At 69.3% G+C, this 14,842-nt stretch carries 9 protein-coding genes; 5 read left to right on the plus strand and 4 right to left on the minus strand.

What is annotated here, in order from left to right:
• The first annotated feature begins 55 nt into the window (after window positions 1-55).
• Window positions 56-4,621 (plus strand): glutamate synthase large subunit, encoded by a 4,566-nt coding sequence (gltB, locus tag BJ970_RS26195; protein WP_184728664.1) that lies wholly within the window; start codon window positions 56-58, stop codon window positions 4,619-4,621.
• Complete coding sequence (locus tag BJ970_RS26200; protein WP_184728665.1) at window positions 4,614-6,065, plus strand: glutamate synthase subunit beta; 1,452 nt, start codon at window positions 4,614-4,616, stop codon at window positions 6,063-6,065. The genes gltB and BJ970_RS26200 overlap by 8 nt, the downstream gene beginning before the upstream one ends.
• Before the next feature lie 73 nt (window positions 6,066-6,138).
• Here the strand turns inward: BJ970_RS26200 and BJ970_RS26205 are convergent, their stop codons facing one another.
• On the minus strand, window positions 6,139-7,341 hold the full coding sequence (locus BJ970_RS26205; RefSeq protein ID WP_184728666.1) for a lytic transglycosylase domain-containing protein: 1,203 nt from the start codon (window positions 7,339-7,341) through the stop codon (window positions 6,139-6,141).
• 283 nt (window positions 7,342-7,624) lie between these two features.
• Here BJ970_RS26205 and BJ970_RS39640 point away from each other — a divergent pair, with 283 nt between their 5' ends.
• The 3 genes from BJ970_RS39640 (at window position 7,625) to BJ970_RS26220 (ending at window position 12,052) form a co-directional block, all read left to right on the plus strand.
• A complete protein-coding gene (locus BJ970_RS39640; protein ID WP_221467320.1) occupies window positions 7,625-10,726 on the plus strand; it encodes an amidohydrolase family protein in 3,102 nt (1,033 codons plus the stop codon).
• A gap of 228 nt (window positions 10,727-10,954) precedes the next feature.
• Window positions 10,955-11,263 (plus strand): four-helix bundle copper-binding protein, encoded by a 309-nt coding sequence (locus BJ970_RS40425; protein WP_512700298.1) that lies wholly within the window; start codon window positions 10,955-10,957, stop codon window positions 11,261-11,263.
• 495 nt (window positions 11,264-11,758) lie between these two features.
• Window positions 11,759-12,052, plus strand: a complete 294-nt coding sequence (locus BJ970_RS26220; RefSeq protein WP_184728668.1) for a hypothetical protein — start codon at window positions 11,759-11,761, stop codon at window positions 12,050-12,052.
• A 291-nt stretch (window positions 12,053-12,343) separates the two neighbouring features.
• On the opposite strand, the gene BJ970_RS26225 is transcribed toward BJ970_RS26220, so the two are convergent.
• From BJ970_RS26225 to BJ970_RS26235, 3 genes are all read right to left on the minus strand, one after another.
• The gene (locus tag BJ970_RS26225; RefSeq protein ID WP_184728669.1) at window positions 12,344-13,039 is read right to left on the minus strand and encodes a histidine phosphatase family protein; all 696 of its coding nucleotides are present in this window, start codon (window positions 13,037-13,039) and stop codon (window positions 12,344-12,346) included.
• Between the two features lie 396 nt (window positions 13,040-13,435).
• A complete protein-coding gene (locus BJ970_RS26230) occupies window positions 13,436-14,059 on the minus strand; it encodes a TetR/AcrR family transcriptional regulator (RefSeq protein ID WP_184728670.1) in 624 nt (207 codons plus the stop codon).
• A 61-nt stretch (window positions 14,060-14,120) separates the two neighbouring features.
• Window positions 14,121-14,777, minus strand: coding sequence for a GntR family transcriptional regulator (locus BJ970_RS26235; protein ID WP_184728671.1), 657 nt, complete (start codon window positions 14,775-14,777; stop codon window positions 14,121-14,123).
• Window positions 14,778-14,842: the final 65 nt, after the last annotated feature.

Genomic DNA, 14,842 nt, shown 5'->3' on the forward strand with positions numbered 1-14,842 from the left:
CGCAGTGGGTGAGTCATGCCCTGCTGCGGCCCGCGGCCTGACGACGGGAGGTCAGATGCCCCATTCCCACGATGTGAGAAATCTGGCGCAGCGCGGCGCCGCGGCCGGGGGTCTTTACGACCCGGCCTACGAACACGACGCGTGCGGCGTCGCGTTCGTCGCCGACCTGCGTGGTCGGCAGAGCCATGACCTGGTTGCCAAAGCGCTGACGGCGCTGCGCAATCTGGAGCACCGCGGTGCCAAGGGCGCCGATCCGGACACCGGAGACGGCGTCGGCCTGCTGACCCAGATCCCGGACGCCTTCTTCCGGGCCGTCGTACCCTTCGACCTGCCCGAGCGCGGCCGCTACGCGGTGGGCACCGCGTTCCTGCCCGCGGACGCCGCCGATGCGGCGCAGGCCGTGGCGGACATCGAGCGGATCGTGGCCGAGGAGGGCCTGCGACTGCTCGGCTGGCGCGAACTCCCGGTGGAGCCCACCTGCACCGGCACCTCCGCGCGCGAGACCATGCCGAGCTTCCGCCAGCTCTTCCTCGGTCACGGTGCCGATGCCGCGCACGGCGAGACGGCCTTGGAGTTCGAGCGGCGCGCGTTCTGCGTCCGCAAGCGGGCCGAACACGAGGCCGACGTGTATTTTCCGAGCCTGTCGGCGCGCACCATCGTTTACAAGGGGATGCTCACCGAGGCCCAGCTCGGCGCGTTCTACCCCGACCTGAACGACGAGCGGTTCGCCAGCGCGATCGGCCTGGTCCACAGCCGGTTCTCCACCAACACGTTCCCATCCTGGCCGCTGGCGCACCCGTACCGGTTCATCGCGCACAACGGCGAGATCAACACGCTCAAGGGCAACCGCAACTGGATGCGGACCCGGGAGAGCATGCTGGCTACCGACCTGATTCCCGGTGACCTGCGGCGGCTCTACCCGATCGCGACGCCGGACGCCAGCGACTCGGCGACCTTCGACGAGGTGCTGGAACTGCTGCACCTGGGCGGTCGGTCGCTGCCGCACGCGGTGCTGATGATGATCCCGGAGGCGTGGGAGAACCACGCCGAGATGGACCAGGCTCGCCGCGCCTTCTACGAGTTCCACAACTATCTGATGGAACCGTGGGACGGCCCGGCGCTGGTGGCGTTCACCGACGGCACCCAGATCGGCGCGGTGCTCGACCGCAACGGACTGCGTCCGGGTCGCTACTGGGTCACCGAAGACGGGCTCGTGGTGCTGGCCAGCGAGGTCGGCGTGCTGGAGATCGAGGCGGACAAGGTCGTCCGCAAGGGGCGGTTGCAGCCGGGCCGGATGTTCCTGGTCGACACCGACAAGGGCCGCATCATCGACGACGACGAGATCAAGGGCGAACTCGCCGCCGAATACCCGTACCAGGAATGGCTCGACGCTGGTGTGCTGCACCTGGCCGACCTGCCGGACCGCGAACGCGAAGTGACCACGCACGACTCGCTGGTGCACCGACAGCAGGTTTTCGGTTATTCGCAGGAAGAGCTGGGCGTCCTGCTCAAGCCGATGGCCACCGCCGGCGCCGAACCGATCGGCTCGATGGGCAACGACGTGCCCTTCGCCGCCTTCTCCGCGCGGCCGCGGCAGCTGTTCGACTACTTCACCCAGCTGTTCGCGCAGGTCACCAACCCGCCGCTGGACGCGATCCGGGAAGAACTGGTCACCTCGCTGAGCACCCACGTCGGGCCGGAGCACAACCTGCTCGATCACCACCCGGCGGCCTGCCGCCAGCTGGTGCTGCCGTTCCCGGTGCTGGACAACGACCAGCTCGCCAAGATCGTGCACCTCAACGACGACGGCGACCGGCCGGGACTCAAGCCCGCGGTGATCGAGATGACCTACCACGTCGCCGGCGGCGGGGAGGCGCTGCGCACCCGGCTCGACGAGATCCGTGAAGAGGTCTCGGCGGCCGTCGCGGCCGGGGCGCACGTGCTGGTGCTCTCGGACCGCTCGGCCGACGCCGAGCACGCTCCGATCCCGTCGCTGCTGGCCACCGGCGCCGTGCACCACCACCTGGTGCGCGAGAAGAAGCGCACCCAGGTGGGCCTGATCGTCGAAGCCGGTGACGTTCGCGAAGTGCACCATGTCGCTCTCCTTATCGGTTACGGCGCCGCCGCCGTTAACCCGTATGTGGCGATGGCCACCGTCGAGGACTTGGTGCGCGGCGGTGTCATCCAGGGCGTGGACGCCGCGCAGGCCACCGCGAACCTCATCAAGGCGCTGGGCAAGGGCGTTCGCAAGACCATGTCCAAGATGGGCGTGTCGACAGTGGCCTCCTACACCGGGGCGCAGATCTTCGAGGCGATCGGGCTCGGCGAAGAGGTCGTGCAGCAATGCTTCGCCGGCACCACTTCGCGGCTCGGCGGCGTCGGATTCGACGTGCTGGCGCGGGAAGTCGCCGAGCGGCACCGGCGGGCGTACCCGTCCGACGGGGTGGCCGCGTCGCACCGCACGTTGCAGGTCGGCGGCGAATACCAGTGGCGGCGCGAGGGCGAGCCGCACCTGTTCAACCCGCAGACGGTGTTCAAGCTCCAGCACTCCACCCGCAGCGGACGCTACGAGGTGTTCAAGGAGTACACCAAGGCCGTCGACGACCAGTCGCGCGACCTGATGACCCTGCGCGGGTTGTTCAAGTTCCGCGAGGACGCGCGCAAGCCGGTGCCCATCGACGAGGTCGAGCCGGTTTCCGCCATCGTCAAGCGGTTCGCCACCGGTGCCATCTCCTACGGCTCGATCTCGCAGGAGATGCACGAGGTGCTGGCCATCGCGATGAACCGGCTGGGCGGCAAGTCCAACACCGGGGAGGGCGGCGAGGACGCCGAGCGGTTCACCGCCGACGCCAACGGTGATTCGCGGCGTTCGGCGATCAAGCAGGTCGCCAGCGGCCGGTTCGGGGTGACCAGCGAGTACCTGGTCAACTCCGACGACATCCAGATCAAGATGGCCCAGGGCGCCAAGCCCGGCGAGGGCGGCCAGCTGCCCGGCCACAAGGTGTATCCGTGGATCGCCAAGACCCGGCACTCCACGCCCGGTGTGGGGCTGATTTCCCCGCCGCCGCACCACGACATCTACTCGATCGAGGACTTGGCGCAGCTGATCCACGACCTGAAGAACGCCAATCCCCGGGCGCGGATCCACGTCAAGCTGGTGTCCGAGGTTGGCGTCGGCACGGTCGCCGCCGGCGTGTCCAAGGCGCACGCCGATGTCGTGCTGATCTCCGGACACGACGGCGGCACCGGTGCTTCGCCGCTGTCGTCGATCAAGCACGCCGGTGGCCCGTGGGAGCTCGGACTGGCCGAGACGCAGCAGACGCTGCTGGCCAACAACCTGCGCGACCGGATCGTGGTGCAGACCGACGGCCAGCTCAAGACCGGTCGCGACGTGATGATCGCGGCGCTGCTGGGCGCCGAGGAGTTCGGCTTCGCCACCGCGCCGCTGGTGGTCTCCGGCTGCATCATGATGCGCGTCTGCCACCTCGACACCTGCCCGGTGGGGGTGGCCACCCAGAATCCGCAGCTGCGCGAGAAGTTCACCGGCAAGGCCGAATACGTGGTGAACTTCTTCGAGTTCGTCGCGCAGGAGGTGCGGGAATACCTGGCGGCGCTGGGATTCCGGTCGCTGGCCGAGGCGATCGGGCACGCCGGCCTGCTGGACACCTCCGATGCCGTGCGGCACTGGAAGACCCAGGGGCTCGATCTCGCCCCGATCATGCACGTGCCGGACCTGCCGCGGGGCGTAGCGCGGCACCAGACCACCGAGCAGGACCACGGTCTGGAGAAAGCGTTGGACAACACGCTGATCCAGCTGTGCGAGGGTGCGCTGAAGGAAGGCACCCCGGTGCGGCTGGACATGCCGGTGCGCAACGTCAACCGCACGGTCGGCACCATGCTGGGTTCGGAGCTGACCCGGCGGTGGGGCGGCGAGGGCCTGCCGGACGACACCATCGACGTAACGTTCACCGGCTCGGCCGGGCAGTCCTTCGGCGCTTTCCTGCCGAGCGGCATCACCCTGCGGCTGTTGGGCGACGCCAACGACTACGTCGGCAAGGGCCTGTCCGGCGGGCGGATCGTGGTGCGCCCGGACGCGTCGGCGCCGTTCGCGGCCGAGCACAACATCATCGCGGGCAACGTGCTGCTCTACGGCGCGACCGGCGGCGAGATGTTCGTGCGCGGAGTGGTCGGTGAGCGGTTCGGCGTGCGGAACTCGGGTGCGGTGGCCGTCGTCGAAGGCGTCGGCGACCACGGTTGCGAGTACATGACCGGTGGTCGGGTGGTGGTCCTCGGCGGGATTGGGCGTAACTTCGCGGCCGGCATGTCGGGCGGCATCGCTTATCTGCTGGACCTGGACGCCAAGCGGGTCAACCCGGAGATGGTGGACCTGGATCCGCTGGACGACGCCGACCGAGAGTTCCTGCATGACCGTGTGCGGCGGCACTACGAGCAGACCGAGTCGCAGGTGGCGCGGGAACTGCTGGCCGACTGGGACGCCGCCGTCCAGCGCTTCGGCAAGGTCATGCCGAAGGACTTCAAGCGGGTCCTCGCGGCCCGCAGCGCCGCCGAACGTGACGGGCGCGACGTCAACGAGGCGATCATGGAGGCCGCACATGGCTGATCCCAAGGGGTTCATGACGACGCCGCGGGAAACGCCGCAGCGTCGCCCGGTGGACGTGCGCATCAAGGACTGGCGCGAGGTCTACCTGGAGTTCGAGCAGCCCAGGCTGCGGAAGCAGGCCGGCCGCTGCATGGACTGCGGGATCCCGTTCTGCCACCAGGGCTGCCCGCTGGGCAACCTGATCCCGGAGTGGAACGACCTGGTGTGGCGGGACGACTGGCAGGAGGCCGCGGAGCGCCTGCACGCCACGAACAACTTCCCGGAGTTCACCGGGACGTTGTGCCCCGCGCCGTGCGAGGCGGCCTGCGTGGTCGGCATCAACTCCGACCCGGTCAGCATCAAGCAGGTCGAGATCACGATCATTGACCGGGCCTGGGACTCCGACCTGGTCAAGCCGCAGTTGCCGCGCTCAGGCACGGGCAAGAAGGTCGCGGTGGTCGGCTCCGGACCGGCCGGACTGGCCGCGGCGCAGCAGTTGACCCGCGTCGGCCACAGCGTGGTGGTCTACGAGCGGGCCGACCGCATCGGCGGGCTGCTGCGCTACGGCATCCCGGAGTTCAAGATGGAGAAGCGCCGACTGGATCGCCGACTCGGCCAGATGCGGGCCGAAGGCACCGAATTCCGCGTCGGCGTGAACGTCGGGGTTGATGTCACGGTCGAGCAGTTGCGCGCCAACTACGACGCGGTGGTGCTCGCCGGTGGCGCGACGCAGGCCCGCGACCTGCCGGTGCCGGGGCGCGAACTGGGCGGCGTGCACCAGGCGATGGAGTACCTGCCGTTGGCCAACAAGGTGCAGGAGGGCGACCTTGCGCGCTCGCCGATCCACGCCGAGGGCAAGCACGTCGTGGTCATCGGCGGTGGTGACACGGGTGCCGACTGCGTGGGCACGGCTCACCGGCAGGGCGCGGCTTCGGTGACGCAGCTGGAGATCATGCCGATGCCACCGGAATCGCGCTCCGAGCAGCACCCGTGGCCGACCTACCCGATGATCTACCGGGTTTCCTCGGCGCACGAGGAAGGCGGGGAGCGGCTGTACTCGGTCAACACCCAGGAGTTCGTGGGCGACGAGCGGGGCCGGGTGCGGGCGCTGCGGCTGGTCGAGGTGCAGCGCACGGACTCCGGGTTCGAGCCGGTGGCGGGCACCGAGCGGGAGTTGCCGGCGCAGCTGGTGCTGCTCGCGATGGGCTTCGTCGGCCCGGAGCGGGCGGGGCTGCTCGACGACCTGGGCGTGGAGCTGGACGCGCGCGGCAACGTCGCCCGCGACGAGCACTTCATGTCCAGTGTGGACGGTGTCTTCGCGGCGGGCGACATGGGCCGGGGCCAGTCGCTGATCGTCTGGGCGATCTCGGAAGGCCGGTCCGCGGCGGCCGGTGTGGACCGCTATTTGACCAACCGTGAAGTCCTGCCCGCCCCGATCGCACCGACGGACCGTCCCATGACGTGATCGGCTGACCCCGGTGGTCGTGGTGCGGCGAACGGCCTGTTCTCCTTTGCTAAGGGGTGAGCAGGCCGTTCGCTTACGTGGTGGGCGAGCTGGTCGATGCGGCGCCGCTCGGCGGCGGTTCTGGGCTGGTCGGCGGCGGCGTCGAGCTCGGCAGTGGTTGCGGTTGCGACGACGGGGGCGAATCTGCCGGTGGTGGCGGTACGGATGGCGGCGCTGACGTGCCCGCAGGAGGATGCGGCGGGGATGCGCCGGGTGGCGGTGGTGTGTTGGGTGGTGGTACCGCTCCTGGCTGTGGCTGTGGCTGTGGCTGTGGCTGTGGCTGTGGCTGTGGCTGTGGCTGTGGCTGTGGCGCGGGCGCGGGTGGGGGCGGTGGCGCGGGCGGGGCCGGCGGAGCCCCTGCGGCCGGCATCGGTGCGGCCGGTGGGAGTGGGCCGAGCGCGAACACGGCCGGATCCCCTGGGACCGAAGTGTCGTTCGGTGTCGGCATGACGCCGCGGGCATATGCGTCGGCCCAGGCGAGTACCGAGCGCACGTAGGACTCGGAGTGGTTGTAGCGGAACACCGCCGTCGCGAGTTGTGTCCGGTCGCGCAGGTCGCCGCCGCCGCTGCACAGGTATTGGCCGGCCGCCAGCGTCGCATCGAAGACGTTGTGCGGATCGCTGATGCCATCGTCGTTGCCGTCCGCGGCGTGACTGCGCCAGGTGGACGGGATGAACTGCATCGGCCCGACCGCCCGGTCCCACACGCTGTCGCCGTCCCATCGCCCGCCATCGGTGTCGGGGATGGCCGCTGTGCCGGGGCCGCCTGCCAACCGCGGGCCCAGGATCGGCGACAGCGTTCGGCCGTTCCCGTCTACCTGCCCCGACCTTGCGTGGTGCGACTCGATGCGCCCGATCCCGGCCAAGACCGGCCAGCGCAGGCCGCAACCCGGATCGGTGCGCGCCAGCGTCCGTTCGGCGCGCTGGTAGGCGGCCAGCACCGAGCCGGGGATCCCCAGGGGGCCCGTCGGCACCCGGTCGGCCGGTTCGGCGCGCGCGGACAGGTCCTGCTCGGTGCGCAGTTCTTCCAGGAACTCGGGGCTCAGCTGCTCGTCCCTCGGCAGTTCGCCGTCGGTGCCCACGCCGGGCGGGAGTTCCGGCGCGGCTTGCGCGGACCGGTCGGCGGGTTCGATCGGGGCGTCACCGTGCAGCGTCAGCACCGGTAAGAACGCGATCATCAGGCCGGTCGTGACGGCGGTGAAACGCTCGCCACGGGTGAACTGGCCGTCCGGGGCCAACTCGGGTCACCTCCATGCCGGTTCGGCCAACTCGGCGCTCGACTATTCCGGAATGTGACGGCGTTGTGAACCACGAGCAGCGGTCCGAAGCGAGAACGCCAGGCGACCGGGAGGTTGCGGCCAACGGCTCGGCGCGGCGGCGACCGATCGGCTGAAAGTTGCCCATAGTTGCCGGAAAACCGTGCATCCGGAGCGCGATGCTGTTTGGCTGACGATCTTGACAGAAGTTGCCGGGGGCGCGTTCAACGCCGGTTCGGCAGGGGTGGCTTCCAGGAGGTGCGTGGTGGATCTTTCGCGGCGAGCGCTCTTCCGGCACGGCGGTCGCGCGGCGGCCGGGGTCGGTTCCGCCTTGCTGTTGAGCCAGTTGGCCGGTGAATCCGTCGCTTCCGCGGCTCCGGACGCGGTCGGGGCCAAGCGCATCACGCTCCGCGAGATGACCAACGCCGCCACGGCGGTGTCGCCGGATGGGCGCACCATCGTGTTAGACCTGCTGAACATGCTGTGGGTGGTGCCGGTGGCCGGTGGCGCGGCGGTAGGGCTCACCAACGTGATGCAGGAGGCCAGCGAGCCCGACATCGCCCCGGACGGGCGGCGTATCGTGTGTCAGTCCTATGAGGACGGACAGTTTCGCCTGGTGCTGCTGAACATCGACGGGTCCGGGTGGAGCGTGCTCACCGGTGGCCCCGGCGACCACCGCGAGCCCCGGTTCTCCCCGGACGGCACCCGGATCGCCTTCTCGGGCGAGACCGGCAGCCGCTACGCCATCCGGGTGCTGGACCTGGCCACCGGCGAGATCGCCGACTGGACCAGCGGTGCGCGGCAGGAGGCGCACCCCGTCTGGTCGCCGGACGGCTCGATGATCGCCTTCACCAGCGGCGAGGACAACGCTCCGCAGGCGATCGAAGCGGTCGACGCCGCCGGAACCCGGCGCACCCTGGTCGAGGTTTCCGACGGGCACCTCGCCGGACCAGCCTTCGCGCCCGACGGTTCGCTGAGCTACGTGCACCTCACCGTGAAGGAGACGGCCCTGGTCGTCGGTGACCGCACGGTTTCGCAGCCGGGAGAGGACGTGTTCCCGTTCGCGCCACGTTGGATCTCGCGGGATGAGCTGCTCTACACGGCCGACGGTCGCATCCGGCGCCGCGATCTGCGCACCGGCGCCGCGCGTGACGTGCCCTTCACCGCTGAGGTCTCGGTGCGTCCGGTGGCCGAGCGGCCAAGCGTACGAGACTTCCACGCGACAACGCCGAGGCCGGTCAAGGGGCTGGTTGGCCCCGCGCTGTCGCCCGACGGCCGCCAAATCGCCTGCCGTGCGTTGGGCGACATCTGGCTGCTGCGGCCGGATCGGGAGCCGGAACGCGCCATCGCGGACGGCAACTTCAACGGAGACCCGGCCTGGTCGCCGGACGGCCGGACGTTGGTGTACGCCAGCGACCGGGCCGGGCAGCTCGACCTCTGGCTGCACGATCTCGCGACCGGCGAGCAGCGGCAGCTCACCAATCTCGACGGCGACGAGAGCGCGCCCGCGTTCAGCCCGGATGGGACAACCGTCGCGTTCCGGTCCGGCGATTCGGTGTGCACCGTGGCGATCGAGACCGGCGAGGTGCGCAAGGTCATCGGCCCGCTCAACGCGCCCGGTAGGCCGAGCTTCAGCGCGGACGGGACCAAGTTGAGCCTGGCGGGCTTCATGCCGGCCACGGCGCGCTACCGGGAAGGTGCCAACCACGTGCTGACCGTGGATATCGCCACCGGCGCGGCTAGCTACACGCCGCCGGTCCCGGGCAAGTCGCTGGCCAACCGGCTCGATGCGGGCCCGGTGTACTCGCCGGACGGCCGCGGCATGGCCTTCGTGGTCTCGGGAACGGTCTGGGTGTCCGATGTGGACGAGGAGGGAAGACCGACCGGCACGCCCCGGCAGATCAGTGACGAGACCGGCGACTGCCCCAGCTGGAGCGGTGACTCCGGCACCCTGCTCTACCTCGCCAACGGCCGACTGCGGCTGGCCGACGTGTGCAGCGGCGCCGTGCGGACCATGCCGACCGAGCTGAGCTGGCGGCCGTCGAAGCCGGACGGGCACCGGGTGATCCGGGCCGGTGCGCTCTGGGATGGGCAACGCCGGGAACTGCGCCGCGATGTCGAGATCTTGGTGCAGGGAAACCGAATCGCGGCGGTCGGTCGTGGTGTGGCGATCCCGGGAGGAGCGGAAGTCATCGACGCCGGTGATCTGACGGTGCTACCGGGCATGATCGCCACCCACGAGCACCTGCCGTGGGAGAACAGCAGCCGGGTTCCTCGCCTGTGGCTGTCCTTCGGCATCACCTCCGTGCGCTCGCCCGGGGGCGGGCACTACGCCTCGGTGGAGGCCAAGGAGGCGCAGGAGTCGGGCAACCGGTTGGGGCCCCGGGTGTTCTGCGCCGGTGAGCTCATCGACGGAAGCCGGGTGTACTACAACAGCAACCGGGCGATCACCGACCCCGGCGAACTGCGACGCGAGCTGGAGCGGGTGGGCGAACTCGGCCACGATATGGTCAAGACCTACGTCAGAATGCCGTATTCCATGCAGCGGGAGGCGATCGAGCAGGCGCACGCCAGCGGTGTTCCGGTCAGCTCGCATTACCTGTTCGGCCCGGCGGCGTTGGGTGCGGACGCGGTCGAGCACCACGGCGGCACCAGCCGCTACGGCCACCAGCAGAAGGAAACCCACCTCGGCAATGCCTACGCCGACGTCGTCGATCCGGTGGCGCGGTCGGGCATGACGTTCACGCCGACCCTCGGCCTGCACCCTGCCGCCGCGCCCGCGCTGTACCACTACGCTGAGTGGGCGCTAGACGATCCGCGGCTGAAGGCGCTGCTCCCGGCGACGATGTTCGAGAAGTTTCGCGCTCGTGTCGAGGAGGCGGTGGGCGGCAATCCCGAGTCGGCGTTGGCGTTCAATGCCCGGCAGGCGGCGACCGTGCGGCGGATGATCGACGCCGGCGCGCACGTCGGCATCGGTACCGATTCACCGCTGGTGTCGCACGGGATCTACTACCACCTGAACATGGACTCGCTGGCGCGCAACGGAATCAGTGCGTACGACGTGCTGCGCGCCGCGACGGTGGGCGGAGCGCGGCTGATCGGGATGAGCGAGCACCTCGGCACGGTGGCACCGGGCAAGCTGGCTGATCTCGTCTTCGTGCAGGGCGATCCGCTCGAAGACGTGAACGCGGCCGCGCAGGTCCGGCAGGTGATGCTCAACGGCGTGTTGCATACCGTCGAAGACCTGATCGGTGCACCGGCCGTGAGCCCCGCCGCAGCCCCGGTGCACGCCTTCCGGAACACGCCGAAGCAGGCCGGTTTCTGGTGGCACCGGGACGACTACCTCACCGGCCACACCTGCTGCTGATCCCGATCCTGTCGACTTCAAAGAAAAATCCCGTGCTGATTTCCATTGAAACCGTCCACCCCGGGCCCGGCCGAGGTGCGATCTTGCGTGGCCAGGGGTACCCAGGACTTCTCAGAGGTGCTGCCCGCAGCGAAGATCGTTGGAGGTTCGCAAATGACACGTCAGATGAGTACCGAGATGCAGCAATGCATTGAAATGTGCAATAAGTGCCACGACATGTGCGAGCAGATGTTGTCCCGCTGCATGGAGACGCGCAGTGAGCAAGCCATGCAAATGAGCATGATGATGATGTCCTGCGCGGACATGTGTCGCATGTGCGCGGACATGATGATGCGCTGTTCGAGCATGACGAAAGCCGGCGCGGACATGGTGCAGATGTGCGTGCGAATGTGCGGGATGTGTGCGGACATGTGCGAGATGACCGCCGAGATGTGCAGGCGGATGGAAACCCGCGAGATGACCGAGTTGGCGGACATGATGACGCGGTGCGCGAGCATGTGCCGCCAGATGACGCCGCAGGCGATGCAGCCCGCGTGACCGGAGCAGGCCACGTCGGCTGTCTCGCGGCCTGCCGGGGCGGTCGACGTGGCGCTCTCGTCGATTGGCATCAGCGCCGCCTGCTGCCGTTGGCCGAGTCGTTGGTCGGCGATTCGCGAAGTTAGGCGGGTGGATCATGTTCTCGATGGGCAACCGCCGGCCGGCACCGGGTGCGGCCCGCCGGTGCGCAGGCCCGGTGAGAGGCACTGGGGGGCCGGGTGCGGTAGCGGTCGCCTGATCCGCGTCACCGGGTGCCGTGGCTCCGGGACTTGCTTCAGGCAACCGCCCCGTTGTCGTGGGCAGCGCGGACGGGCGATGGTGCGAATCCGCTCGGTCAGGGGGTAGGGCCCTGCCACGCTGCATGAATACCTTCGTCGCGGCGGCATTGTCGCCGTGACGGCCGACGCGGGGCGTCAGTGCGCACTGCCCAAATCGGTTAGGTGCGGTATTACTCGGCTGTATCTCGCTGCACCACCAGCCGGGAAAGGACGGCGCATGAGCGTGGCTGATATGTCCTTCGAGCGGTATCCAGAGTCGGGCGTGGTGCGCGTGCGCGAGCTCATGCGGCGCTGCGCTGCCACGCACGATCCCGCCGAGCGGGCAGCCCTGTTGGAGCGCATGGCCGACGAGCTCGACCGCGCAGCCGACGAGGCGCATCGGGAACCGGCCCTGGTCCTGCGCGGGCAAGCCGGGATGGTGCGGTTCTTCGCCGACCTGCAACGGCGTGACCGTGCCCGACACGCCATCGAACCCACCACCGCCACCGACCGGCGCGGGCCACGACGGTAAGTGCCGACCGCCGCGATCTGGTTGTTGGTCGCGGCGTCAAGTCCGAGCAGGCGTTGCCGGATTTCCTCGGCAGGCGGTGCGCGGCGGGTGGGCTGCCCACCGGCCGGATTCGGACAGCGGCATCGGCGGCGATCGCCACCACGTGCGGGTAGATCGTCCCGGATCGCCCGGCCGTCCGGGATGTGTCGATTGCCGTCACGACCACGACCGCGCCGTCCGCTGCGATTTCCAGGGCGGCTGCTGTCGGCCCGGATGGGGTCCGCCAGCTGGCGGCGAACACATCCCGAGGGCTCAGCTTAGCGCGCCGGCCGCCCCGTTCAGGCCGTCCTCGACGTGGCCGGAGTCGTTGAAGCGGCGGACGATCCAGCCATCCTCGGCGGTGACCACGATCTGCGAGATCGAGCCGTTGTTCGCGCCCAGGAAGGCCAGCGGGCGGGACCCGGTGGCCAGTGCGATCACCTGGCCGATGATGCCGCCGTGGGTGAACACCGCGATGCGCTGGTCCGGGTGTGCGGCGGCGAGACGTTGGATGGCCCCGCGCACCCGAGCGGTCAGCGACTCGGTGGATTCCGCGCCCGGGATGACGTCCCAGCGCTGTTCGGCGTACATTTTCTGGATCAGCGGGTCGTTTTGCGCCACCTTCTGCCGGAACAGCCCGCCCTCCCAGTCGCCCAGGTGCACCTCCCGCAGGTCGGGCTCGACCCGCGGGACCAGGCCGAGGCGGTCGGCTAACGGCGCGGCGGTCTGCACGGTCCGCTGCAGCTTGGTCACGTAGATCGCGTCCAGGGGTTCGTCGGCGAGCCGTTCGGCGATCCGCTCGGCGTGTTCCCGGCCGACCGGGGCCAACTCCGGGTCGCCCTGCCCGTCGACCAGCCGGAAGGGCCGGTCGGGGCGGGCCGGCGCCGATTCGCCGTGCCGGATCAGCAGAACATCGGTGGATCCGGCCGGGGCCGTAAACCGCGCCTGCCGATACTCCACTTCGGACATGCTCACTCGCTTTCTCTGCCCAGCAGCCGGAAGCGGGCCGGATCGGGCTGCTTCGTGCGTTTCCAGATTCCATCAGGGAGAACGGCGAGTTCGCCGCCATCCGTCCGTACTCGCCCGCGTACCAACTGTGTCGGACGGTGCCGGTCATCGCGCGCCGCCGCCGCCGGGCGTTTCGCTGAACTTTTCCACTTCGCCGGACCCTTTTCAAGCGCCGAATCGATGCTTGGGAGGTGGAGTTGCCGGATGCTGACTTCACGGGAAACAGGAGCACAATGGACAGTGACATGGTTCTGTCGTTTAACGGCGTTAAGGACCTTGATTTCAAGGGAAATCAGTATCGTTTTCCAGTGAAATCGCCCGGCCGGACCGTTGCGGGAGGCCCGGTTGCGGGCAAGGTCAGGGCCGGTGGCCGACGATGCGTTCGGCGATGGCGACGTAGCGATCCGCCAGTTCGGTCGGCCCTACGTCGCCGTCCGGGTCGTACCACTGCGGGATCGCGTTGCAGGCGGCCTGGATCGCGCGGCGGGCCTCGGTGGGGTGCTCGCAGTGGAAGTCACCGCGCCGCACGCCTTCGTCAATGATGTCCTGGAAGAGCCGCGTCGCCGACTCGCGCAGGGCCGCGAGCCGGCGCGCATGCTCGGTCTCCAGGTTGCGGATCTCCCGCGCCGCGATGGCGCTTTCCACCCGTCGCCGCACCCGGTAGTCCACGGTTGCGCGCACGATCGCGCGCAGCCGCTCGGCCGGATCATCGCCGCAGCCGCGCAGCGCCGCGTCGCAGGCCTGCACGTAGTCGTTGACGCTGTCCTCCATCAGCCCCGCGAAAAGTTCCTGCTTGCTGGCATGCCAGTAGTACAGCGCGGACAGGCTCAACCCGGCCCGCTTGGCGATGTCCCGGATGGACGCGCCGTGGTATCCGCGCTCGGCGAAGATCTCGCGCGCCGCAACGGAGAGCGCGTCGCCGCCCTGGCCGCGCGGAATGGCGGAGCCGTTGTGGGACGAGGATTCGGATGCCGTCGTCACGCCACCAGAATAAGGGTTACGACCCCTGATCGGGCATGGTGCTGGGTACCCCGGGTGGCGATCACTGATGTCCACAATGGACGCTCACGGGCGGTGTCGGGGACAACTGCACGGGGGCGGCGTCGCGGTGCGTATCCATGATCGTCACCAGTCTTTCGGTCTGCCCCCGCCGCAGCGCGTTGATCAGCTGGCGGTGCTCGCGGACGCTCCGGCGGCGGGCCGACTCGTCGTACAGGTAGACCGAGCGGTACGCCTCCGTCATCTTCCAGATGCGTTCGATCTCGTCGACGATCAGGTGCAGGCCCGAACTGCGGAAGATGACGAAGTGGAAATCGTGGTTGAGCTCGGCGATCCGCAGGACGTCAACCGCCTCCGCCGCCTCCGCCATGCGCTCGTTGAGCTCGGTCAGCTCGATGATCTGGGCCGTGCCCAGGCGCGGCAGCTCCCGCAGCACGATCGCCTCCAGTGCCCCGCACATCAGGTAGGCCTGGCGCAGTTCCTCCGACGACAGGCGGGCCACCGTGTAGCCCACGTTCGGCTGGTGGCGCAAGACGCCCTCTGCTTCAAGGGCCTTCAGCGCTTCGCGCACCGGCACCCGGCTCATTCCTAAGCGTTCGGCGAGCGCCTCCTGCCGCAGCGGTTGACCCGGCAGCAGTTCCTGACTGCGCAGCATCTGCCGGATCTGCTCGACGGCGCGGCCCACCGAAGTCTCCGCCATTGCCTCACCTCACGCTCCGCTCAACAGATGTTGGCGAGAGTAACGCACCGTATTTGTCCGACTTC

It is taken from the genome of Saccharopolyspora phatthalungensis (assembly GCF_014203395.1).
In the GTDB taxonomy this organism is placed as follows: Bacteria; Actinomycetota; Actinomycetes; order Mycobacteriales; family Pseudonocardiaceae; genus Saccharopolyspora; species Saccharopolyspora phatthalungensis.